We start from the raw sequence: 21,265 nt of genomic DNA on the forward strand, positions 1-21,265 counted from the left end.
AATCTTCTGCCCGACATTTGGGTTTGATGTTCCTTGCGCGATCAATTCTCTCTATAGTCCGAGAAAAAGAGATGCCTGCGAAAACAACCCCGGGGAGAGTGATCCGATGATACGATCGGAACTGATTCAAAAGATCGCCGATGAGAATCCGCATCTTTATCAACGCGACGTCGAGCGTATCGTGAACACCATATTCGAGGAAATCACTGAAGCGATGGCCAACGGCAACCGGGTCGAGCTGCGCGGCTTTGGGGCTTTTTCGGTCAAGCAGCGTGACGCGCGCATCGGGCGCAACCCGCGCACCGGGGAGGCGGTCGAGGTCGAGGAAAAGCACGTGCCCTTCTTCAAGACCGGCAAGCTGTTGCGTGATCGACTGAACGGGAAATCGTGAATGCGCTATATCCGCTATGCGTTCCTGGGCCTCTTGGCCCTTTGTCTGATCTCGGTCGCGATGGCCAATCGTGGCATGGTCGAGCTGCGGCTTTTGCCCGAGGAACTGGGCAACCTGTTCGGGCTGACCCGGTCGGTCGAGCTACCGCTTTTCATCGTGATCTTCGCGGCGATCGTGGCGGGGCTGATGATCGGCTTCGTCTGGGAATGGCTGCGCGAGCACAGGCACCGCGCCGACGCCGCGCGCAAGGACGGTGAGGTCAAGGCGCTCAAGCGTGAAATGCAGCGCCTGAAGCGCGGCGAGGGCAAGAGTGACAGGACGGACGAGGTCCTGGCGCTGCTGGACCAGTCACGCTGAACCCCGCGAGCCGTGGCGCCCGTTTCGGGCTGCGGCATTTCGAGTATTTTTCCCAAGAAAGAGCAGGGACGGTTTTCAGGCCCTCCGCTTTCACATAGGTCAGGGCCATGAGCATCAGGGTGAAATTCTGCGGTCTGACCCGACCCGAGGATATCCTTGCCGCCGCGCAGGCGGGGGCGAGCTATATCGGGTTCAATTTCTTTCCCAGAAGTCCGCGATACGTGACGCCGGATCAGGCGCGCGACCTTGCGGTGGAAACGCCGGTGGGCGTGGCCAAGGTCGCGCTGGTGGTCGATGCCTCGGATGCGGAACTGGACGCGATCACCGGGCAGGTGCCGCTCGACATGATCCAGTTGCACGGGGCTGAAAGCCCTGAGCGCGTGGCCGAGGTCAAGGCGCGCTATGGCCTGCCGGTGATGAAGGTGGTCGGGGTCCGTGAAAGGGCCGATCTCGAGGCGCTGGCCGGGTATGAGGCCGTTGCCGACCAGATCCTTCTGGATGCCAAGCCGCCAAGGGACGCACCTTTGCCGGGTGGCAATGGTATCCCGTTCGACTGGCGGCTTGTGGCCGGGCGCGCATGGGCGAAGCCGTGGATGCTGGCCGGGGGGCTGACCCCGGAGAACGTGGCCGAGGCGATCCGGCTTACCGGCGCGCGGCAGGTCGATACCGCGTCGGGCATCGAAAGCGCGCCGGGGGTGAAGGATGCGGGCCTGATGCGGGCCTTCGTTGAGGCGGCGCGATGCGGGTGACATTCCGCGCGGCACGCATCGCCGATGTGCCGGCCGTGGTGGCGCTTCTGGCCGATGACATGCTGGGCGCGGCGCGGGAACGCCAGCAGCTGGAGCCCTATCTTGCCGCCTTCGAGGCGATGCGCGATGAGGGCACCAACCACCTGATCGTGGGCGAAGACGAGGTGGGGCGGATCGTCGCCACCTATCAGGTCACGTTCATCTCGGGTCTGAGCCTGGCCGCGGCCCGGCGGGCGCAGGTGGAATCGGTACGCGTGGCCTCGGACCTGCGGGGGGCCGGCGTGGGGCTGACGATGTTTGCCGATGTCGAGGCAAGGGCGCGGGCGGCCGGATGCCGCCTTGTCCAGCTTACCATGAATGCGGCCCGCACGGAAAGCCGCCGCTTCTATCAATCGCTGGGTTTCGAGGCGAGCCATGTGGGGTTCAAGAAGCCGCTCGGGTGATAGAAACGGGCGCGTGCCCCGCCCTCTATTGCCCCTTGCGGCGTTCGGGTTTACATCACGCTGAAGCAACCGGGAGGCGCAGCATGGCCGACGATCTTTTCAACAGTTTCATGAACGGCCCCGACGAGCGTGGGCGGTTCGGCAATTACGGCGGGCGGTTCGTCTCGGAGACGCTGATGCCGCTGATCCTCGAGCTCGAGGCCGAATACGAGAAAGCCAAGCTCGATCCCGGTTTCTGGGCCGAGATGGACGATCTGTGGAAACACTATGTCGGTCGCCCCAGCCCGCTTTATTTCGCCGAGCGGCTGAGTGAACATCTTGGCGGTGCCAGCATTTACATGAAGCGCGACGAGTTGAACCATACCGGTGCGCACAAGATCAACAATGTGCTGGGCCAGATCCTGCTGGCGCGGCGCATGGGCAAGAAACGCATCATCGCCGAGACCGGCGCGGGCCAGCATGGCGTGGCCACGGCCACGGTCTGTGCCAAGTTCGGCCTGCAATGCGTGGTCTACATGGGCAAGCACGATGTCGAGCGCCAGGCGCCCAACGTGTTTCGCATGCGCCTGCTGGGGGCCGAGGTGATCCCGGTCACATCCGGCCGCGGCACCTTGAAGGACGCGATGAACGACGCGCTGCGCGACTGGGTGACGAATGTGCGCGACACCTTCTATTGCATCGGCACGGTGGCGGGGCCGCATCCCTATCCGGCGATGGTGCGCGATTTCCAGTCGATCATTGGCAAGGAAGTGCGGTGGCAACTGGCCGAACAGGAGGGCGAGGGGCGTCTGCCCGACACGGTGATTGCGGCCATTGGCGGAGGGTCGAACGCGATGGGGCTTTTCTTTCCGTTCCTCGATGATCCCTCTGTTCGGATCATCGGCGTGGAAGCGGGCGGCAAGGGCGTCAACGACAAGATGGAACATTGCGCCTCGCTCACCGGGGGGCGGCCGGGGGTGCTGCATGGCAACCGGACCTATCTCTTGCAGGACGACGATGGCCAGATCCTCGAAGGGTTCTCGATCTCTGCGGGGCTGGATTATCCGGGGATCGGACCGGAGCATAGCTGGCTCCACGATACGAGACGTGCCGAATATGTCTCGATCACCGACCGCGAGGCGCTCGAGGCGTTTCAGCTTTCCTGCGCCACGGAAGGAATCATCCCGGCGCTGGAGCCAAGCCATGCACTGGCACATGTGATGAAGATAGCGCCGGACCTGCCGCGCGAACATATCATCGTGATGAACATGTGCGGGCGCGGCGACAAGGACATCTATACGGTCGCCAAGCACCTGGGCTTTGACATGTCCGACACCGAGGGGCGCGAACTGGACTGAGTAAGGCGCGGCCGGGGTTAAAGCGTTTCGCCTTATTCCTGAGACAGGGACAAGGAGAAACGCAGCGCATCATTTCAGTGAAGCGCGTTCCGCGAAAAGCTGTGATCCAGGTTTTTCGCGAAACGCTTTAACCCCGGCCGCGCGCGGCATATCAGCTTTCGTGCACGACCGTTTCGAACCCTTCGAATTGCGGCGGGCCCATCATCACGCCGTCGGTGCGGCCGGAGCCTGCGTTCTTGTGGGCGTCTCGGAACTGCTGGGACTTGGTCCAGGCTGCGAAATCCTCGCGGCTGTCCCAGATCACGTGGCTGGCATAAAGGCGGTATCCGTCGATCTCCGGCCCCTTGAGCAGGCGAAACTCGCGGAAACCTTTCAGTTCCTTGAGTTTGCTTTCGCGGCTCTTCCAGATGTTTTCGAACTCGTCCTCGCGTCCGGGCGCGACCCGGAACCGGTTCATGGCAATGAAGCTCATTCAAGCCTCCCTCTGTCTGTCGGAATGGAATGGCTTGCTGAAGCGGATGCTTTCGCTGGCATGGGCATCACGTAGCACCGGCGGGCAGGGCAGGCAATGCGTCGTCACCGCGCGGCATGCGCTTCGAGCACCGAGAGCGGCACGATGTCGAGCGCGCGGGCATGAGTGGCGGCAAGGTTGACGCGCGGCGCGCAGCCTTCGTCGGCGGCCTGAAGGAAACGCGCGGCGCAGACGCACCAGTGGTCGCCGGGTTTGAGGCCCGCGAAATCGAACTCGGGGCGCGGGGTGCTGAGGTCGTTGCCCACGTATTTCTCATAGGCGAGGAACTCGGCCGTCATCTCGCAACAGACGGTATGAGAGCCCATGTCGGCCTCGCAGGTGTTGCAATGTCCGTCGCGGAAAAAACCGGTCACGGGATCGCTCGAACAGGGGGCGAGCGGGGCGCCAAACACGTTGACGGGGCGTTCAGGTTCGGCCTTCATGGTGTCTCCTTCTCAAGCGTGGCGGCGATGCGCGAAACATCGCGATGTTTCAGCCGTGCAGGTCCGCTTCGCGAAAGCCGCGGTCTGCGGCGTCGGTGGCGATCATCACGTCGCGGGTGTGGTTGGAACAGGCATACTTGCCATGGCTGCCACGTGCAAAGAATTCTCCCGTGCGCGTCGGGGGGCATCGGCCATTGCAACCCGCATTCATGGATGCCTCGTGGGCGACTGGCTTGCCACCTCCCGGGTGGGATCAGCGGAAACGGTCCACCAGTTTCTGCAAGGGGGAGCGGGTGTCCTCTTTCGGGAGTGGCTCGGGTGTCTCGGGCCGGAGGGCGGGCTTGGGCGCGTCCGGTTTCGCGCGGGGCCTGTCGTCAGGCTTGGTCGAGGAGCGGGGCGGGTTCACCCGCGACGCCACCGCATTGAGGAAGCGCCCGGTATCGCCCCGTGCCAGGTCGGGCGCGCCATCGGCGCAGCCACGCATCACGTCGTCGAGCCAATCCGCGTCGGACTTGGCGAAGTCGTGGAGCACATAGGCCGCGACGCGATCCTTGTGGCCGGGATGCCCTATCCCGAGGCGCACGCGGGTATAATGCGGGCCGATGTGGTCGTGAATCGAGCGCAGACCGTTATGGCCTGCATGTCCACCGCCATGCTTGACGCGCAGCTTGCCGGGCGCGAGGTCCAACTCGTCGTGGAAAACGGTGATGTCGGTCGAGTCGAGCTTGTAAAAGCGCATGGCCTCGCCGATCGACTGACCCGAGAGGTTCATGAAGGTCTGGGGCTTGAGAAGCAGGATCTTGTCATTGCCCAGCCGCCCCTCGCTCACCAGCCCCTGGAAGCGTGATTTCCACGGGCCGAAGCCGTGTTCCTCGGCGATCCGGTCGATGGCCATGAAACCGATATTGTGCCGGTTATGGGCGTATTTCGCCCCGGGATTGCCGAGGCCGACAAAAATCTGCATGGGTGGCGCCCCCTTTTGCGGTCGCGCAAAGGTCTAGGACGGTTACGTGCGGGAATCAATCGCCGTGGCGCAAGCCATTGCCGCAAAAGAAAACGCGGCCCCCGAGGGCCGCGCTTCCTGTTCGGTCCGATACCCGGGGATCAGTCGTCCGACGCCTCGGATTCGGCGACGGTTTCCACCTCGTCGGCGGCCACTTCCTCGGCTTCTTCATCCTCGGATGCGCGCAGGCTCGACGGGGCCGAGATGTTGGCGATCACGAAATCACGCTCCACCGTGGGCTTGGCGCCCTTGGGCAGGGTGACGTCGGAGATGTGGACGATGTCGCCGATCTCCATCCCTTCGAGATCGACGGTGATCAGTTCGGGGATGTCGCCGGCGACGACGTTCAACTCGACCTCGGGACGCACCACGGTCAGCACGCCGCCCTTCTTGAGGCCCGGTGCCTTGTCTTCATTGATGAAATCGACATGAATGAAGAGGCTGATCCGGCTGGTGCGGCGCAGGCGCAAGAGGTCGATATGGGTGGGCAGATCCTTGACCACGTCGCGCTGAACGCTGCGGCAGATGACGCGCACATCGTCCTGGCCCTCGACCTTGAGGTTCCACAGGGTCGACAGGAAGCGGCCGTTTTTCAGGCGCTTGATCAACGCGTTATAAGGAATGTTGATGGGCAGCGGGTCAACGTCGCCGCCGTAGACGATACCGGGCACCATGCCATCGCGGCGTGCCTGACGAGCGGCGCCCTTGCCTGTCCCCGTCCGTGCCTCGGCGTGAAGATCTGGGATCTGTCCAGCCATGAGAGTTCTCCTGTTTGAGGCGGGGCTCCTCCAAGGCTGTAGCCCCGCGTGAAGCGTGGCGCATAGCCGGAATCGGACGGGTTGGCAAGGGGGATCTGGCGGCGGTCCGGCCAACGTTAACACCCGAATCGACGGTGAAAAAGGGGGGTGATATCCGGCTGCCATCCGGCTGCCGCCCGGCTGCCGGGGACCGCGGGTCGGGGCGGGGGCCGAAGGTTAACCGGGGGCGCGGTGGGGCGAGGCGTCGGATGACGGTGCCGAGGCGCAGGCGGGCGTTGCCGGTTCACGCAAGTGTTGCGGTCGGCCGGCCTCCAGCCCTTTCTCGACATTCATGCAGCCGCTCGGCCCCAGCTCGCCTTGTGCTGCAAGGGCCGCATCTTGCCGTCTACCAGGAAACATGGCTCGGTCTGCGTTCAACCTCCCTGCCGGGTTTACGTGGCATTCGAAAGATGGTGAGCTTTCCACAGCCAAATCGCCGAATTGCGGGAGTCACTTTGATGCGTTCTTCTTTGTCGTCGCTAATCCTGACGGTAACTCTTGTCGTCTTCGCTGGTCAGGTTCCGGCCCAATCGACCGAGAGCCGCGAATATCAGGACGGCAAGCGGGGCAAGGTGACGTTGCCGCAGGGGGATCGATCCTTTGCCGATGTGGTGGTTGATTACCATCGGGGAACTGGTGAGATCGAGCAGACTGCTGGCGACCCACAGGCCGCGCTTCATGCGCCTGATTTTTCCGGTGATGTCGACGATGGCAGCTTCCTCTCCCTTGGTTGCGATGGGTCGGTCATTCTTCAGTTCACCGACAATGCTTTGATCGACGTCGAAGGGCCTGACCTGTACGTGTTCGAAGTGGGTCCCAATGTCGAAGCGATGAGCCTTGCAATTTCGGAAGACGGAAAGACCTGGGAGGAACTGGGCGAGATCAGCGGCGGCCGCGCCGAGGTGGATATCTCCGGACGTGTCGCTGTGGATAGGAATTTCCGCTATGTGCGCTTGACCGATGACGGGATCGATTGCGGCACGCGGTTCGCAGGCAGCGATATCGATGCGGTCGCGGCGATCGGCTCCACGACGCGGTTCGTTCTGGACGGCAAAGTTCTGTTTGCAGTGGACAGCACCGAGCTGCGCGAGGAGGCGCGGGCGGCTCTGGATGCGCTCGCGGAGGATATTGCCGAAGCCGATCTTGACCGGTTCCGTGTCGTCGGACACACCGACTCCGAAGGGAGCAACGCCTACAATCTTGAGCTTTCACGTCAACGTGCGGTTTCGGTTCGGACATACCTGAGTCGCCACCCCGATCTGGAAGGCATGGCCATCACCTCTGAGGGCCGAGGAGAGGCCGAGCCTGTCGCCAGCAACGCGACGGAGAGGGGCCGCGCCAGGAACCGTCGGGTGGAGATCATCGGGCATTAGGTCGCCCAGCGCCTTCGCGCTCGGTGCAAAGGTTCCTTGATCAAATACAGTTTGGCTGGCTCACACATGACATGGCGCGGCCCGTCTCAGCACGGGTCGGTCCTTGGAATGGGGCGCAGCATGCTATAGTTGGTTGAGTGTTCAATCGAGAAAACGAAAGACACCGCGATGACATTGCTGATCATCTTTGTGCTGCTGGCGATCGGGGTGTCGTTTCTTTGCTCGATCCTCGAAGCAGTCCTGTTATCCATCACGCCATCCTTTGTCGAAGCCGCCGAGGAGGAGCAGCCGCGTTTCGCGAATAAACTCAGGACGTTGCGGGCCGATATCGAACGCCCACTCGCGGCCATCCTTTCGCTCAACACGATTGCACATACCGTCGGCGCCACCGGAGCCGGTGCGCAGGCTGCCGTGGTGTTCGATGATACCGGCGTGGGTATCTTTTCCGCCGTATTGACGTTTGGCATTCTCGTCCTCTCTGAGATCATTCCCAAGACGCTCGGCGCCACTTATTGGCGCGGTCTGGCACCCTTTGCGGTACGGGTGCTTCCGTGGCTAATCATCATTCAGCTGCCCTTGGTATGGATGAGCCAGGCGATTACACGGCTGCTGACGGGTGGTGAACGCCACGCAGAAGTGTCGCGCGACGAGATTATGGCGCTGACAACTGCGGGCCAGCGTCTCGGGGTTGTCGAGGAAGATGAAACGCGTGTTATGACCAACCTGTTTCGCCTTTCGGAGATATCCGCCAACGAAATCATGACGCCGCGCACGGTCATCGAGCATGTTGGCGCTGACGAGAAAGTCGATGCCTTCGTGAGGTCCAGGGACACGTTTCCGGTTTCCCGCTATATCGTGACCGGCGAGAACATAGATGACGTCAAAGGCTTCGCGCTGACGCGCGATCTTTTTCTGGCCGGATTGCGGGACGGCAAGGACAAGACCGTTTCAGACTTCATGCGCGACATTCAACGCATTCCGGAAACAACAGACCTCGATACGTTGTTCGATCTGCTCATGGAGAATGAGGCGCATATCGCACTGGTCGTAGATGAATATGGTGGAACGGCTGGCCTTGTGACCATGGAAGACGTCATAGAAACATTGCTCGGTGCCGAAATTGTCGATGAGAGTGACGCGGTCGAGGATTTGCAAAGCCTCGCAAGATCACGGGCCATCCGTCGGCAGGATGCGCGTGGCAAGTCAGGCGTTTGACCCCCCGCAGGGCGGCATCGGGTGCTTTTGATGGGTTGCGCTCCGCCTCGTGCTGGGGATGACGCGGCAAGATGAACTGCACTGCGCTGACGTGGCCGCACACGGCCGCGGCGGTACAGCCAGTCTTGTGGAAGCGGCTGGCCAAAGGCAGGATCCCGGCTGCGGGCGCCCGAACACCCGAATTGTCAGAAGGCCGCGACCCTCAGGGGATGCTCCCGCGCATGGCGGTCACGCAGCAGGAGGGCCGTCGCCGCCGGCAGTGTTGCGGTGGCAATGAACATGGCCCCGGCCCCAAACGCATCCGCAGCGACGGCGGCGAGCGCCGGTCCCGCGATGCTGCCCACCGCCGTGGCGAAAAGGGCCGCCGTGAAACTGAATGACGGCTTCGAGGGGAACAGGCGCTCTGACCAGAAAGCGAGGATCGCGCTTGTCATCATGACGTGCAGGCCCTGCAGCCCGGCCGACAAGACCAGCCCCGTCCAGCTGCCGGGCAGGGCGGCGACCAATGCGACCGACAGCGCCCCGGCCAGCATCACGAGCCGCAAGAGCCACAGCAGGCGGATCGCGTCCTTCACGTGACCGGTGAAAAGCCCGGCCAGGCCGAAAACGCCATAAAATATGAAGATCAGGGCGGGTGCGGCCGCCGCGGGGACGCCCGGAACGCCGCCCCTTGACAACATGTGGTCGGCCGCAAAGGAGATGTAGATTGCCGAAGTCGTGCCGTAGACGAAGGCAATGGAGAACAGGGGCAGCGCCCCGATCTGCAACACATCCTGCCAACGCCGCTCCAGGTTGGCTTCCGGGTTCTTTTCGACCCCGCGCAGGGCGGCCCAGTTGGCAATCAGCGCGGCGGTGGCAGCAATCGCGAAGAACGCCCAGCAAACCCGCCAGGACAAACCATTCAGCACCATGGCAAGTGCCGCGAGGCCCGCCATGGCGACCCCGACGCTGGTGCCGGTGCTGATCTCCGAAAGCGCCGCCGGCCGGTCCACCTCGCGGATCTTGCGGTGCACTGCGTCGTTGAACGGTGTCCAGGCGAAGCCGGCGCTTGACGCCGAGAAGAACACGCCGATGGCCAGCAAGAAAACGTCGGACGCGAGGGCGACAATTCCCATGCCGAGCATGGCGGCAAGCAGGCCCGACAGGACCGGCGTCGCCGGCCCCCGCCGCGTGAGCATGGCCTGCGCGATTACAAGCCCGACAAGGAAGCCGAGAAAGCCGAGGCTGGACACAAGACCGATGGCCGGGGTCGACATCGAGAATGCCGATCTGAACTCTGGCACGAAAAGGCCGAAACCGATGCGCCCGGGGCCGAAACTGATTGCGGTCGCTGCGAAACCGGCGGCAGAGAGACTCTGGAAATAGGTGATGACAATCCTCCGCGTTTGCCCGGCCACCCAGCCGCACGGTTCCGGGCACCAGTGTGGGAGCGTTTGCGATGCCGGGCAATGGGGCAGGCAACGAATTGCCGGCCTCGTCCAGCTTGCCCACGGGACAGACCCCCGGCCGCAACCGTAGCGCAGCCACCGGGGCCGCGCGGCAGGGATTTCACATAAGGGTCTCGTTCGGGCCGATCCGTGCGCTCGCCGGTTGTGCCGGGTGCGGCGCTATGCGGTTGCGACCTCGTGCAGCCGGATATCGGGCGCGTCGAACCTGATGACCCGCCCGTTGACGATGGCGACCGGCTCGATCAGTGCCTTGATCCCGCCGATACCGAGATCGGGAAAATCCAGACCCATCGAATGGAAACAGGCGAAGCGCTGTCCCGGCTTCGGATTGAGGCCCGGGTGGATGTCTCGTGTCCCGAGCTTGAGGTGGTGCGCGATGTCCCATTCGAGCGTTGCGCCCCCGATCCGCGTCACGACCCAGCAATGACCATCCTTGCAGGTGCCGCCATTCTCCTGCGGGAAAAAGTAGCCGGTGATGTAGCCCGCCTCGATCCCGGCAGCGCGCAGGGCAGCGATGAAATAGGTGTTTATGTCCACGCAGGAGCCTTCGGTGACGCCGCATCCCAGCGCGGGGATCGTGTCCAGACCGTCGTTGAAGGCGGTTTCCGGATGCCCGTAGGTGAAACGCTCGGCGACATGACAGGCCACGGCGCGGGCGCGGTCGGTCCCGGTCAGGGTGCTGCCGACCGCACCGATTTCGGCGACCAGTTCCTCGGCGAAGCGGGTGAATTGCGATGCGCGCGGCGCGAACATCGCGTCGGGATAGGGGCTGTTCGACGGTCCGAAGCGAAAGGTGATTGCAACGTCGTCTCCCACTGGTGCCATGCGAAAGGCGCGCTGTCCGGTGGTCGCCTCACGGATCTCGGTCAGGCCCGGCGCGTCGACGGCGACACAGCGCCCATGCGGGGTGCCTATCCCGCCGGGGATCAGAACCTCTTGCACGGTTTCGGGCAGGCGCGCGGAATATGTCACGTCCATCTTGCAATCCTTCGATCCTGGGGCAGGTGCACTCTTGCCAGCCAAAAGTGACAGGTATGTTACAAGAGACCCGCGAAACGTTCGATCGACCGTCACGCCCCGGAAGTGACGTTGGTGTCTGTTGCCGCGGACCGGGGGGCCGGTCCTGGCAGGTCTATCCCGTGCGCCAGTCCAGCACCTCGTCCAGCGGGGCGCGGGTCGTGCGGAAGGCGTTGGCGGGGTGGTCCGCGTCTTCGTATCCGAACGAGATCGCGGCGATCACCAGGCGGGTGTCGGGAATGTCGAAGAAATCGTGCACGAAGCCGCCATGTCCGGCGATGGCCGCCTGCGGGATCGTCGCCACGCCCAGCGCCTGTGCGGCGAGGCAGAACCCGGTGATGAAGCCGCCGCAATCCATCACGCCATAGGTGCCCAGATCGGCCTCGGAGGTCAGGATCGCCACATGCGGCGCGCCGAAGAGGCGGAAATTCTCCATCATCTGCGCCGTTCTGCCCGCACGGTCGCTTTTTTCGATTCCCACCGCCTCGTACAACTGCCAGCCGCAGGTGCGCCGCCGCTCCTGGTAGGGGCCGGTATATTGCTTGGGCCAGTCGAGATCGGGCTCGGAACTGTTGGCGGAGGCATGGGCGAAAAGCGCCTCGCGGAAGCGGTCGGTTTCGGGCGGGGCGGTGACGATGGCCTGCCACGGCTGGGCGTTGCACCAGGACGGCACGCGGCCCGCGGCGGTGACGATTCGCTCCACCGTCTCGCGCGGGACCGGGTCGGGGCGGAAGGCGCGGCAGGAATAGCGGGAATCGAGGATATCGGTCAGCGTGTCGAATGCGGTCATAGGGCCCCCTGTTCGAGTGCGATGAGATAGCCGGCCCCGCCGGCCAGGATCAGGCCGAGGATGACGGCGAAGGCGATTTTCCACGCCGACCAGGGCCGTTCGCCCTGCACCCGGCCGGTGCGGCCGTTGACGACGAAGCGATAGCTTTGCCCGCGATACCTGTAGGCCGCAAGCCAGACCGGCAGCAGCACATGCTTGAACGTCACGTCCGAAACCTTCGTGTCGATCGTGTGGATGCGCTGGCGGTCGCCGCCGATGTCGAACCGGACGTCGCGCTGGATCACCCGGTCCATATGGTGGCGGGCCTCGATGAACCCCTCGTCAAGCGCGACCTGGTAGGCCTCGGCGCGGAACCCGGCCAGAAATTCGGGCTGATAGGGTTCGAGCGCGGACAGGTCCCAGGGCGCCAGCCCGTCGGTGAACCGCTTGGGCAGGCTGCGAGAGGCAAGCACCAGCACATCGTCGAAGAACCGCGCCACCCGGCCCGAGGCGCGGTGCCAGCGGATCTTCTGCACCCGCTGCTGCACCCGCTTGCCGTTGCGCGTGACCGTCCGGGTGACGTAATAGACCGTGCCGCGTTCACCGGTATAGCTCGAGCGGGTCTGGGCGTCGAAGGTCCAGAACGGCACGTAGATGCCCTGCATCCTGCGGCCCTTGCGCGCGTAGTCCTGCAAACCGTTCGGGGCGAACCAGAGCCGCCCCAGCCAGTCGTTCATAGCCTGTTTCGCGGCGCGTTCGTCAAGCGCGAAGGGCAACACGCCGCGCGGCTTGATATGGCGGTGCGTGCCGGTATCGGCGACGACCGGCGTGGCGCAGAACGGGCATTCGAGGGCGTGGATATCGGGATCGAACTCGACCTCGGCGCCGCAACCGGTACAGCGGGTGACGCGGGTTTCCTCGATCTCCTGCTCGGGCAGGCGCGCGTCGATCGCGGCCTTGAAATCAAGCTCCCTGATCGGGTGCAGATCGGCGCCGCTCCCGGCGATCGGCTCTTCATGCCCGCAATGGTCGCAGATGAGCCGGCCCGCGCCCGGATCGAAGCGGTAATCGGCGCCGCATTGCGGACATGGAAAACGGTGCTCTTGCAGTGGCGGGTCGGCCGTTGGTGCAGGGGGCGGGGTCTTTGACACGGGATTTCATGCCTCCGGCGGGAGTATCTGGGGCAAGATGAAGGGCAGGGGAAACGGCCTGGCGGTGGCGGGGCCGCGCGTCACGCGCCCGGTGGTGGCGGCGGCGGCGGCAGCACGGTGAAGAGCTGGGCCAGTTCGGCCACTTCGCCCGCACGCATCCAGCCGTCCTGGCCCGGGGTCCAGACATGGGTATCGCGGGTGAGCGCGCCTTCGGCGGCCATGCGGCCCATGGTGGCCTTGGAAAAGGGGCCCTTGGTGGCGCCGTTCTCGGCGATGTGCCAGACATGTTCGACCGGCGGCGGCGGTGGGGCCTTGGCGGGCGCGGCGGCGGGGTCCGCGTTCCTTTCGCCCGCGCGCGCGCCCCATGGCCCGGCTTGCGCGCCCATCTGCATGCCGATCCCGGCGCCGAGCCCGGTTTGCAGCGCGGCGGCACCGGCGCCTTCGCGGCCCAGTGCCTCGGCGGCCTGGAACTGCATGTAGCTGGAGAGATCGCCGATGATGCCCATCGACGTGCGCTTGTCGAGCACCTTTTCCACAGCCTCGGGCAGCGAGATGTTCTCGACGTAAAGCTCGGGCAGGTCGATGCCGTATTCGGCCAGCGTGGGGGCGATCTCGCGCGCGACAAGCTCGCCCAGGTCGCGGGTGTTGGCGGCCATGTCGAGCACCGGGATGCCCGAGGCGGCGATGCTGCGCGAAAACTCCTGCACGATGATGTTTCGGATCTGGAAGCTGATCTCGTCCATGGTGAATTCGCCATCGGTGCCGACGATTTCGACCAGGAACCGCGCCGGATCGGCGACCTTGACCGTGTAGGTGCCGAAGGCGCGCAGGCGCACGGGGCCGAACTCGGGGTCGCGCGCGATGATCGGGTTGCGCGTGCCCCATTTGAGATTGCCGAACCGCGTGGTGTTGACGAAATAGATCTCGGACTTGAAGGGCGACTGGAACGCATGATCCCAGTGGTTGAGCGTGGTCAGGATCGGCATGTTGTTGGTCTCGAGCATGTAGAGACCGGGGGTGAACACATCGGCCAGCTGCCCTTCGTGCACGAAGACGGCCGCCTGGCCCTCGCGCACGGTGAGTTTGGCGCCGTACTTGATGGCATGGCCCTCACGCTCGAACCGCCAGACCAGCGTGTCGCGCGTGTCGTCGGTCCAGTGGATGACGTCGATGAATTCGCCCTTGAGGAAATCGAGAATACCCATGCGGTCGGTCTCCAATGGTTTTTCAGGAAGTGTCCGGAAGCAGCTCCGCCGCGATCTGCCGGAATATCGGGCGGGCCTTTTCGAGGCGCATCCCGGGTTTTAGGCGACGGTCATAGAGCATCTTGAGCAAAAGCTCGTCATGGCGCGTCAGCAGTGCGAACTCGTCGTCGTCGTTGAAGATCGACGGCCGGGCGCGGGCGCTGTCATTGGCCAGACCAAGCCCCTGGGCCAGTTCCTCGTGATAGCAGGCACGGCGCAGGAAGTCGGGATGTTCGGCCCGGACATAGGCGATGCCGAGCTGGTAGACATCGCTGTTGTCGGACCCCGGAAAGGCGAGGACGAAGCAATGGATCGAGCGCGGCAGGTTGCGGAAGATGTCGAGCGCCGAGTCCGAGATGTCGGGGGCGATCTCGCGCACGCGGCGCAGGATGTAATCCTGATCGTCGACGCTGCCCACGAGGACGTGGAAATTGGCCGAGCTCGAGCGCGTGACGCCGATCGGATGGTCGGTCACCTGTCCGAGCCGCGCGGCATAGCGTGTTATGACCGCGTTGTCCCGGTCGCGGATTTCCTCGGGCACGCTGGGAGCGAAATCGGCCTTCATCCGCACCGGGCCTTCCCAGCGGTGCAGCTTGCCGGGCCTGTCCTTTGCCGGGGCGAGCGAGCCGCGCGCATGTTCGTCGAAAAAGGCGATGATCTCGAAATTGCGGGCCAGATCGTCGGCGTCGAACGGCGTGTCTGCGCCACCGCCATCGGCACGCATCAGCCCCTGGGTGAGCAGTTCGGACTGCACGCGCGCATAATAGCGCGAGAGCGTCTGGCTCCGGGTCGAACGGGTCGGCTCGTCCGGTTGCGTGGCGGGCTGATCCAGCTCTGCGGGTCGGGCCTGTGGTTTGAGCGTCGGCGCCGCCGTATCGCAGGCCGCAAGCAGTGTCAGCCCCGACAGGGCCAGCGCGAGTGTTCGCGGAAACGTGGCATGCGGGCGCATCGGTCAGCCCTTTTCTGGAACGGCCGTGCCGGCGGTATCGCCCAGCCCGGTCTTGCGCGCCTTGGCGGCGGCCAGCGTGTCGCGCAATTCGGCCTCCATCTTCTTTAGGTCGGCCTCGGCGTCGGCGCGGCGCGCCTTGCCCTCGTCGGCGATCTGAAGGCTTTCCTCGATCGTGCCGATCAGGTCGGCATTGGCCTGTTTCACGGCCTCGATGTCGAAGACGCCACGTTCCATCTCCTCGCGGATCATCTTGTTGCTTTCGCGCAGGTTTTTCGCGTTCGAGGTCAGCAATTCGTTGGTCAGGTCGTTGGCCTCGCGCACGGCGCCGGCCGCCTCGGCGCTGCGCTGGATCGTCACCGCCTGCGCCAGCTGGGTTTCCCAGAGCGGCACGGTATTGACCAGCGTCGAGTTGATCTTGGTGACGAGGCTCTTGTCGTTTTCCTGCACCAGCCGGATCGAGGGGAGCGACTGCATCGTCACCTGCCGGGTGAGCTTGAGGTCATGCACACGGCGTTCCAGATCGTCACGCGCGGCGCGCGTGTCGCGCAGCTCTTGCGCCTTCATCACCTGGTCGCTCTCTTCGGCTGCCTCGACCTCGGCTTCCTTGGCGGGGATCTCGTCATTGTCGAGCACGCGCAGCTTTTCCTCGCCCGCCGCGATGTAAAGCGCCAGCTCGTCATAGAAGCTGAGCGTTTTCTCGTAGAGCATGTCGAGCGACTTGATGTCCTTCAGAAGCGTGTGCTCGTGCTGGAGCAGGTTGTCGGTTATCTTGTCGATCTGGCCCTGCACGGTCTCGAACCTGGCGGTGAACTTGGCAAAGGGGGCGGCGCGGCCCAGGAGTTTCTCCCACCATGTGCGCTGGCGGCGCACGTCCAGCTCGGACACCGAAAAGCCGCGGATCGTGGTGACGATGTCGCGCAGCCGGTCGCCTGCGGGGCCGACATCCTTGTTGCGCACGTCGTTGAGCATCGCCTGGCTGATTTCCTGCAACTCGGCCTGCGCGGACGAGCCGAAATTGACGATCGACCCGGTGTCGGACATGTCGAGCTCGGCCATGCGGGCCTTGATCTCTTTCGAGGCGCCTGCATCGGCCTTGGCCAGGGGCACCACCTCTTCGGCGGGGGCGGGCTCGGGAAGGACGACGGCGTTGACCTCCTCGACGAGGGCGAGCGCCTCCTGGGCCTCTTTCTGGGTTTGTGTCGACATTGGAAATCCTCTTTACTGGTTGGCTGCGTCAGGCGATGGAGGCCGCAGGCCCTCGCGCCCCAGCCGGTCGCGCAGCACCTCGATCTCGACGGTGAGGTCGCTGCGGTCGTCGAGCATGAGGCGCCTGGTCTTGGCCGAGAAACTCTGTTCGAGATCGGTGAGCAGGGCAAGGTAGTCGGCCCGCGCCTGCATGTCATGGCCGCGGGTGTAGAGATCGGCGAACTTGCGCGACGCGTCGCGCGCGCCCTGAAGATAGACCGACATGAACTTGCGCGCCGCGGTCAGGTCGCGCGGATCATTCTCGACGGTGCGCAGGAGGTCGCGCACCTCGCTCTGGAAGCTTTCGACGCGCGCGGCAACCTCGCGGTCACCGGTGCGCCGGATCGCCTCGGACATGGCCGCGAGATGCGCCTCGGCCTGGTCGACGAGCCGCGCGACGCGGTCGGTCTGGAAGGTATCGACCCCCTCCATCCCCTTGTCCTTCATCGGATCGGGGCCGAAGGCGGCGACATGCAGGGCCGTGCCGACAATGCCATAGATCACCGGTTCGGCCAGCCCGCCAGCCAGCGCGAAAGACGCCAGCGCGAGCCCCGCGCCGGTCAGCGCCGCGCCAAAGAGCTTGCGCGGGATCGCGGGGCGTCGGGCGACGCGGCGCGCTTCATAGGCTTCCTGTGCGAGGAGCCCTTCGCGGGTCAGCCACGCCCCCAGCAACAGGGTTCCGAGGGCGACCAACGACAACGCCATCACCATCGGGCCATTGCCGAAGGCATTCCAGATCAGGGGCAGCGGCGCGAGAAACAGCAGGTTCACCCGACCGCCCGCGCGGGTGCGCGCGGCATCGCGATAGTCGCCTTTTGTGGGTGCGCCGCCCGGGCTGAACCTGCCGCCGAACCGCCGTGCCATCAAACACCTCCTGCCATGCTGACATAGAGGATGAGTATGACAAGCAGCACGAAGGCCAGCTTCTGTAGCCCGGTTCCAGACATGTGCCCCGCAACTTTCCTTAACCCGGTGAACGCCCTTGGCAACTTAGGCCAAGGGGGCGGCCAAGGCTAGGGGGAAGATCAGCGGCCGATTCCCCGAGACGCGGTACTTGCGCCCCATGATGTCATGACCGCCGCGACGGTTTGCGTCTGCGTTGCGGTATCGGCTTGGCGCCGCGGGGGCCTGCGGGTTTCGCACCGGGTTTCGCGCCGGGTCTGGTCCCGGTTTTGGGCCTTGGTCCGGTTCCGGTCCTGGTCTTGGCAGCTTTCGGGTCCGGCGGTGTCTCGACCGGCTCGAGCCCCAACTGGTCGCGCAGGACGCGGCCGCGCACCTCCTGCACCTCGCCGGGTTTGAGCTGGCCAAGCTGAAACGGACCATAGGAGATGCGGATCAGCCGGTTGACGGCCAGGCCCACCGCTTCCATCGCGCGGCGGACCTCGCGGTTCTTGCCTTCGCGCAGGGCCACCGTGATCCAGGCATTCGCGCCCTGCTGGCGGTCGAGCGTGACCACCATCGGCTGGAAACTCTCGCCGTCGATGGTAAGCCCTTCGCGCAGCGGATCGAAGGTGGCTTCGGTGGGGCGGCCATTGACCCGCACGCGGTAGCGCCGGAGCCAGCCGGTCGAGGGTAGCTCCAGCCGCCGCTTGATCGTACCGTCATTGGTCAGCAGCAGCAGACCCTCGGAATTGAGGTCGAGCCGGCCCACCGACAGGACCCGGGGAAGATCGGCGGGCAGATCGTCGAAGATGGTGGGTCGGCCCTGTTCATCGCGCGTGGTGGTCACGAGGCCCGCGGGTTTGTGATAAAGCCAGAGCCGCGTGGGCGCCGGCGCATCGAGCGGCTTGCCGTCGACCGTGACGCTGTCCCTGTCGGTCACGTTGAGCGCGGCGCGGGTGATGACCGTGCCATTGACCGCAACGCGGCCGGTTTCGATCATGCGTTCGGCCTCGCGGCGCGAGGCGAGGCCCGCGCGGGCGATGACCTTGGCGATGCGGTCGCCCTGCGGGGCGGACGGCGCGGCCTTCTTTGGGGGTTTCTGGTTCATGCAGCGGCCAATAGCGGATTGGCGGGGCGCACGGAAGGGGCTATGGCAGGGGCATGGAACTCAACGGCCACATGCGCGCGGCGCTCGATGAGGCGCGGGCCGCCGCCCGGCGCGGCGAGGTGCCGGTGGGCGCGGTGCTGGTCTCGCCCGAGGGCGTGATCGTGGCGCGCGCCGGCAATCGCACACGCGAATTGTCGGACCCGACCGCCCATGCCGAGATCCTCGTGATCCGGGCGCGCTGTGCCGAGCTGCGCTCCGAGCGCCTGCCGGACCATGACCTTTATGTGACGCTCGAGCCCTGCGCGATGTGTGCCACGGCGATCTCGGCGGCGCGCATCCGGCGGCTTTATTATGGCGCGGCCGACCCCAAGAGCGGCGGAGTCGCTCATGGGGCGCGGGTGTTCAGCCATCCGCAATGCCACCATGCCCCCGAGATCTATGACGGCATCGCCGAGGCCGAGGCCGCCGCCCTTTTGCGGGATTTCTTTTCCCCGCGCCGCTGAAGGTCGTGCCCCCGCACGGCGTCCCGAGCCTTGATTATGGGGCAGACTTGGGGGAAGGATGAGCCGTCGCGTGGTGCCGGGCGCCGTCGCAGCCAAGTGCAGGAGAGTTTCGCGTCTTGTTCGAAGTCATCACCATCAGTTTCGCCTTCTTTTTCGGTCTTGCGGTGCGGCAGATCGGGTTGCCGCCCCTTGTGGGGTTCCTCGCTGCCGGGTTTGCCATCAACGTCTTCGGCCCGCCGCTCGGCCTGCCCGAATATACCGGTGAAACGCTCCACCATGTTGCGCATCTTGGCGTGCTGATGCTGCTCTTCACGGTCGGGCTCAAGCTCAAGCTCGAACAGATCGCGCAGCCGCAGGTCGTGGGCGGGGCGCTCTTGCATTTCGCCATCTCTGTCGGCGTCTTCATGCCGGGGCTCAAGCTTTTCATGGGGCTTGACTGGAACACGGCGCTGTTGCTGGCGATCGCGCTGTCGTTTTCCTCGACCGTGCTGGCGGCGAAACTGCTTGAGACCAAGCGCGAGCTGGGTGCGTTTCACGGGCGCACCGCCATCGGAATCCTGATCGTGCAGGACATCATCGCGTTGGTGGTGCTGGCGATCTGGTCGGGGCAGACGCCGAATATCTGGGCGCTGTTGATCTTCGGGGTGCCGCTCTTGCGCCCGGTCTTGCACTGGCTGCTGGATTTCGCCGGCCATGACGAGTTGCTGGTGCTCATGGGCATGATGCTGTCGCTGGTGATCGGTGGCATGGGGTTCGAGGCGATGGGGCTGTCGTCCGAGATCGGCGCGCTTGTGATGGGGGTGATCCTGTCGACCCATACCCGCGCCAAGGAGCTGGGCCAGTCGCTCTGGTCGCTCAAGGAGGTGTTCCTTGTCGGTTTCTTCCTCCAGATCGGGCTGACCGGCCTGCCGGATTGGGGGGCGATCTTCTTTGCGATGGCGGTCGGCATCGCGCTGGCCCTTAAGGGCGCGCTCTTTTTTGCACTCATGGTGGCGTTCAAGCTGCGGGCGCGCAGTGCGTTCCTCAGCGCACTCAGCCTCACCGCCTATTCCGAATTCGGCCTGATCGTGGCGGCGGGGGTGCTGCCCGAGTATCTCGTCCCGCTGGCCATCGCGGTGTCGATTTCCTTCGTGATCTCGGCCCCGCTCAACCGCTTTGCCCATCCGCTCTACGAGCGGTTCGAGGACCGGCTGCGCGCCTACCAGCGCGATACGATCCATCCCGATGAGCAGCCCAAGGCAATGGGCGATGCCGATGTGCTGATCTTCGGCATGGGCCGCACCGGCAGCGCCGCCTATCGGTTCATAGAGGACCAGGGGTTGAAGCCGCTCGGCCTCGATGCCGACACCTACACCGCCAAGGCGCACGCGCAAGCCGGGCGCAACGTGATGTTCGCCGATGCCGAGGACAGCAATTTCTGGCGCAGTTGCGATTTCAGCCATATCAAGGCCGCGATCCTCGCGATGGACGATCTGGAGGCCAAGCTCATCGCCGCCCGTTCCCTGCGACAGCGCGGGTTCACCGGCCCGATCGTGGCGCATGCCTTGCATGAATCGCACCAGGAGCAGATCCGGGAGGCGGGCGCGGACCATACCCACCTGACCATGAACCAGGCCGGGATCAACCTGGCCGAGCGGACCTCTGAGGCCCTCAAGAAAGGCTGACGCCGGGGCGGCGCCGGGCTGTGCTTGTGACCGATTGCCCCTGCATCACGGCCATGTTTCATTGTGCCGGGTTGGTTTGAGCAGGAGACCGGGCATGTGGGCAAAACTTGTGCATGACTTCCGCGATACGATGAGCCCGCCGGTCTTTCTCGGATCTGCCGGGCTGATCGTGGTGTTCGTTCTCTACGGGGCGGGATTCAGCGCGCAAGCCGAGACCGTATTCGACCGCGCGCAGGGCCGGCTCATCGACGGGTTCGGCTGGTTCTACGTGCTGTCGGCCAGTTTCATGCTCGGCTTTGTCGTCTGGGTGGGGCTCAGTCGCTTTGGCGCCATCCGGCTGGGCGGCGATATGGCGCAACCCGAATTCGGCCGGCTGACATGGTTCACCATGCTCATGGCCGCGGGCATGGGCATCGGCCTGGTATTCTTCGGCGTCGCCGAACCGATCCTGCATTACACTTCGCCGCTCGATGCCGAGCCGCGCAGCCCCGAGGCCACGCGCGAGGCGATCTTTCACAGCTATTTCCACTGGGGTCTGCATCCCTGGGCCATCTATATCTGCATGGCGCTGCCGCTGGCCTATTTCCATTTTCGCCACGGGCTGCCGCTGGCGCCGCGGTCACTGCTGTTCCCGCTGATCGGCGACCGTATCAAGGGCTGGATCGG

24 protein-coding genes are annotated in these 21,265 nt (G+C 64.7%); 10 read left to right on the forward strand and 14 right to left on the reverse strand.

Annotation, left to right across the window (positions count from 1 at the left end; genetic code table 11):
• The first annotated feature begins 106 nt into the window (after positions 1–106).
• From ihfB to trpB, 5 genes are all read left to right on the forward strand, one after another.
• Complete coding sequence (gene ihfB / locus ACESL9_RS04860) at positions 107–391, forward strand: integration host factor subunit beta (protein WP_111367437.1); 285 nt, start codon at positions 107–109, stop codon at positions 389–391.
• On the forward strand, positions 392–748 hold the full coding sequence (locus ACESL9_RS04865) for a lipopolysaccharide assembly protein LapA domain-containing protein (protein WP_372613936.1): 357 nt from the start codon (positions 392–394) through the stop codon (positions 746–748).
• A gap of 107 nt (positions 749–855) precedes the next feature.
• Positions 856–1,497, forward strand: a complete 642-nt coding sequence (locus ACESL9_RS04870; protein ID WP_372613938.1) for a phosphoribosylanthranilate isomerase — start codon at positions 856–858, stop codon at positions 1,495–1,497.
• Positions 1,488–1,940, forward strand: coding sequence for a GNAT family N-acetyltransferase (locus ACESL9_RS04875; RefSeq protein WP_372613940.1), 453 nt, complete (start codon positions 1,488–1,490; stop codon positions 1,938–1,940). Before ACESL9_RS04870 ends, ACESL9_RS04875 begins: the two co-directional genes overlap by 10 nt.
• 83 nt (positions 1,941–2,023) lie before the next feature.
• Positions 2,024–3,277: a tryptophan synthase subunit beta gene (trpB, locus tag ACESL9_RS04880; RefSeq protein ID WP_372613942.1), complete on the forward strand. Its 1,254-nt coding sequence runs from the start codon at positions 2,024–2,026 to the stop codon at positions 3,275–3,277.
• 151 nt (positions 3,278–3,428) lie between these two features.
• Here the strand turns inward: trpB and ACESL9_RS04885 are convergent, their stop codons facing one another.
• From ACESL9_RS04885 to ACESL9_RS04905, 5 genes are all read right to left on the reverse strand, one after another.
• Positions 3,429–3,749, reverse strand: a complete 321-nt coding sequence (locus ACESL9_RS04885) for an antibiotic biosynthesis monooxygenase family protein (RefSeq protein WP_372613944.1) — start codon at positions 3,747–3,749, stop codon at positions 3,429–3,431.
• A 104-nt stretch (positions 3,750–3,853) separates the two neighbouring features.
• Complete coding sequence (locus ACESL9_RS04890; protein WP_372613946.1) at positions 3,854–4,231, reverse strand: DUF2237 family protein; 378 nt, start codon at positions 4,229–4,231, stop codon at positions 3,854–3,856.
• 49 nt (positions 4,232–4,280) lie between these two features.
• Positions 4,281–4,442 carry a hypothetical protein gene (locus ACESL9_RS04895; RefSeq protein ID WP_372613947.1) on the reverse strand — a complete coding sequence of 54 codons (162 nt, stop codon included), beginning with the start codon at positions 4,440–4,442 and terminating at the stop codon, positions 4,281–4,283.
• Between the two features lie 42 nt (positions 4,443–4,484).
• On the reverse strand, positions 4,485–5,195 hold the full coding sequence (gene pth / locus ACESL9_RS04900) for an aminoacyl-tRNA hydrolase (protein ID WP_372674562.1): 711 nt from the start codon (positions 5,193–5,195) through the stop codon (positions 4,485–4,487).
• A 140-nt stretch (positions 5,196–5,335) separates the two neighbouring features.
• Positions 5,336–5,992 (reverse strand): 50S ribosomal protein L25/general stress protein Ctc, encoded by a 657-nt coding sequence (locus tag ACESL9_RS04905; protein ID WP_372613951.1) that lies wholly within the window; start codon positions 5,990–5,992, stop codon positions 5,336–5,338.
• A 497-nt stretch (positions 5,993–6,489) separates the two neighbouring features.
• On the opposite strand from ACESL9_RS04905, the gene ACESL9_RS04910 reads away from it, so the two are divergent.
• Together ACESL9_RS04910 and ACESL9_RS04915 are read left to right on the forward strand one after the other, a co-directional pair.
• Positions 6,490–7,404 carry an OmpA family protein gene (locus tag ACESL9_RS04910; protein WP_372613953.1) on the forward strand — a complete coding sequence of 305 codons (915 nt, stop codon included), beginning with the start codon at positions 6,490–6,492 and terminating at the stop codon, positions 7,402–7,404.
• Positions 7,405–7,572: 168 nt separating this feature from the next.
• Positions 7,573–8,619, forward strand: coding sequence for a CNNM domain-containing protein (locus ACESL9_RS04915; RefSeq protein ID WP_372674563.1), 1,047 nt, complete (start codon positions 7,573–7,575; stop codon positions 8,617–8,619).
• 185 nt (positions 8,620–8,804) lie between these two features.
• On the opposite strand, the gene ACESL9_RS04920 is transcribed toward ACESL9_RS04915, so the two are convergent.
• From ACESL9_RS04920 to ACESL9_RS04960, 9 genes are all read right to left on the reverse strand, one after another.
• Positions 8,805–10,016 (reverse strand): MFS transporter, encoded by a 1,212-nt coding sequence (locus ACESL9_RS04920; protein ID WP_372613957.1) that lies wholly within the window; start codon positions 10,014–10,016, stop codon positions 8,805–8,807.
• Between the two features lie 210 nt (positions 10,017–10,226).
• The gene (locus ACESL9_RS04925; protein WP_372613959.1) at positions 10,227–11,045 is read right to left on the reverse strand and encodes a transglutaminase-like domain-containing protein; all 819 of its coding nucleotides are present in this window, start codon (positions 11,043–11,045) and stop codon (positions 10,227–10,229) included.
• A 154-nt stretch (positions 11,046–11,199) separates the two neighbouring features.
• The gene (locus ACESL9_RS04930) at positions 11,200–11,874 is read right to left on the reverse strand and encodes a nitroreductase (RefSeq protein WP_372613961.1); all 675 of its coding nucleotides are present in this window, start codon (positions 11,872–11,874) and stop codon (positions 11,200–11,202) included.
• Positions 11,871–13,004, reverse strand: coding sequence for a TFIIB-type zinc finger domain-containing protein (locus tag ACESL9_RS04935; RefSeq protein WP_372613963.1), 1,134 nt, complete (start codon positions 13,002–13,004; stop codon positions 11,871–11,873). The genes ACESL9_RS04930 and ACESL9_RS04935 overlap by 4 nt, the downstream gene beginning before the upstream one ends.
• 80 nt (positions 13,005–13,084) lie before the next feature.
• Positions 13,085–14,209, reverse strand: coding sequence for an SPFH domain-containing protein (locus tag ACESL9_RS04940; protein WP_372613965.1), 1,125 nt, complete (start codon positions 14,207–14,209; stop codon positions 13,085–13,087).
• 22 nt (positions 14,210–14,231) lie between these two features.
• The gene (locus ACESL9_RS04945) at positions 14,232–15,197 is read right to left on the reverse strand and encodes a DUF2927 domain-containing protein (RefSeq protein ID WP_372613967.1); all 966 of its coding nucleotides are present in this window, start codon (positions 15,195–15,197) and stop codon (positions 14,232–14,234) included.
• Positions 15,198–15,200: 3 nt separating this feature from the next.
• Complete coding sequence (locus ACESL9_RS04950) at positions 15,201–16,403, reverse strand: toxic anion resistance protein (protein ID WP_372613969.1); 1,203 nt, start codon at positions 16,401–16,403, stop codon at positions 15,201–15,203.
• A 12-nt stretch (positions 16,404–16,415) separates the two neighbouring features.
• Positions 16,416–17,306, reverse strand: a complete 891-nt coding sequence (locus ACESL9_RS04955; protein WP_372613971.1) for a 5-bromo-4-chloroindolyl phosphate hydrolysis family protein — start codon at positions 17,304–17,306, stop codon at positions 16,416–16,418.
• 205 nt (positions 17,307–17,511) lie between these two features.
• Positions 17,512–18,432, reverse strand: a complete 921-nt coding sequence (locus ACESL9_RS04960; RefSeq protein WP_372613973.1) for a pseudouridine synthase — start codon at positions 18,430–18,432, stop codon at positions 17,512–17,514.
• Positions 18,433–18,485: 53 nt separating this feature from the next.
• Between ACESL9_RS04960 and ACESL9_RS04965 the strand changes: the two genes are divergently transcribed.
• The 3 genes from ACESL9_RS04965 to ACESL9_RS04975 form a co-directional block, all read left to right on the forward strand.
• Positions 18,486–18,935, forward strand: coding sequence for a nucleoside deaminase (locus ACESL9_RS04965; RefSeq protein ID WP_372613975.1), 450 nt, complete (start codon positions 18,486–18,488; stop codon positions 18,933–18,935).
• Positions 18,936–19,051: 116 nt separating this feature from the next.
• Positions 19,052–20,599 carry a cation:proton antiporter gene (locus tag ACESL9_RS04970; protein WP_372674564.1) on the forward strand — a complete coding sequence of 516 codons (1,548 nt, stop codon included), beginning with the start codon at positions 19,052–19,054 and terminating at the stop codon, positions 20,597–20,599.
• Positions 20,600–20,693: 94 nt separating this feature from the next.
• Positions 20,694–21,265 (forward strand): BCCT family transporter (locus ACESL9_RS04975; RefSeq protein ID WP_372613979.1); only part of this gene is annotated, 572 nt, incomplete at its 3' end.

It is taken from the genome of Aquicoccus sp., assembly GCF_041686535.1.
Lineage (GTDB): Bacteria > Pseudomonadota > Alphaproteobacteria > Rhodobacterales > Rhodobacteraceae > Aquicoccus.

Excerpts from the sequence above, each read along its gene's own strand:
- ihfB (WP_111367437.1), top strand. The coding sequence starts at position 107 with ATGATACGATCGGAACTGATTCAAAAGATCGCCGATGAGAATCCGCAT.
- ACESL9_RS04865 (WP_372613936.1), top strand. The coding sequence starts at position 392 with ATGCGCTATATCCGCTATGCGTTCCTGGGCCTCTTGGCCCTTTGTCTG.
- ACESL9_RS04870 (WP_372613938.1), top strand. The coding sequence starts at position 856 with ATGAGCATCAGGGTGAAATTCTGCGGTCTGACCCGACCCGAGGATATC.
- ACESL9_RS04875 (WP_372613940.1), top strand. The coding sequence starts at position 1,488 with ATGCGGGTGACATTCCGCGCGGCACGCATCGCCGATGTGCCGGCCGTG.
- trpB (WP_372613942.1), top strand. The coding sequence starts at position 2,024 with ATGGCCGACGATCTTTTCAACAGTTTCATGAACGGCCCCGACGAGCGT.
- ACESL9_RS04885 (WP_372613944.1), bottom strand. The coding sequence starts at position 3,749 with ATGAGCTTCATTGCCATGAACCGGTTCCGGGTCGCGCCCGGACGCGAG.
- ACESL9_RS04890 (WP_372613946.1), bottom strand. The coding sequence starts at position 4,231 with ATGAAGGCCGAACCTGAACGCCCCGTCAACGTGTTTGGCGCCCCGCTC.
- ACESL9_RS04895 (WP_372613947.1), bottom strand. The coding sequence starts at position 4,442 with ATGAATGCGGGTTGCAATGGCCGATGCCCCCCGACGCGCACGGGAGAA.
- pth (WP_372674562.1), bottom strand. The coding sequence starts at position 5,195 with ATGCAGATTTTTGTCGGCCTCGGCAATCCCGGGGCGAAATACGCCCAT.
- ACESL9_RS04905 (WP_372613951.1), bottom strand. The coding sequence starts at position 5,992 with ATGGCTGGACAGATCCCAGATCTTCACGCCGAGGCACGGACGGGGACA.
- ACESL9_RS04910 (WP_372613953.1), top strand. The coding sequence starts at position 6,490 with ATGCGTTCTTCTTTGTCGTCGCTAATCCTGACGGTAACTCTTGTCGTC.
- ACESL9_RS04915 (WP_372674563.1), top strand. The coding sequence starts at position 7,573 with ATGACATTGCTGATCATCTTTGTGCTGCTGGCGATCGGGGTGTCGTTT.
- ACESL9_RS04925 (WP_372613959.1), bottom strand. The coding sequence starts at position 11,045 with ATGGACGTGACATATTCCGCGCGCCTGCCCGAAACCGTGCAAGAGGTT.
- ACESL9_RS04930 (WP_372613961.1), bottom strand. The coding sequence starts at position 11,874 with ATGACCGCATTCGACACGCTGACCGATATCCTCGATTCCCGCTATTCC.
- ACESL9_RS04940 (WP_372613965.1), bottom strand. The coding sequence starts at position 14,209 with ATGGGTATTCTCGATTTCCTCAAGGGCGAATTCATCGACGTCATCCAC.
- ACESL9_RS04945 (WP_372613967.1), bottom strand. The coding sequence starts at position 15,197 with ATGCGCCCGCATGCCACGTTTCCGCGAACACTCGCGCTGGCCCTGTCG.
- ACESL9_RS04950 (WP_372613969.1), bottom strand. The coding sequence starts at position 16,403 with ATGTCGACACAAACCCAGAAAGAGGCCCAGGAGGCGCTCGCCCTCGTC.
- ACESL9_RS04955 (WP_372613971.1), bottom strand. The coding sequence starts at position 17,306 with ATGGCACGGCGGTTCGGCGGCAGGTTCAGCCCGGGCGGCGCACCCACA.
- ACESL9_RS04960 (WP_372613973.1), bottom strand. The coding sequence starts at position 18,432 with ATGAACCAGAAACCCCCAAAGAAGGCCGCGCCGTCCGCCCCGCAGGGC.
- ACESL9_RS04965 (WP_372613975.1), top strand. The coding sequence starts at position 18,486 with ATGGAACTCAACGGCCACATGCGCGCGGCGCTCGATGAGGCGCGGGCC.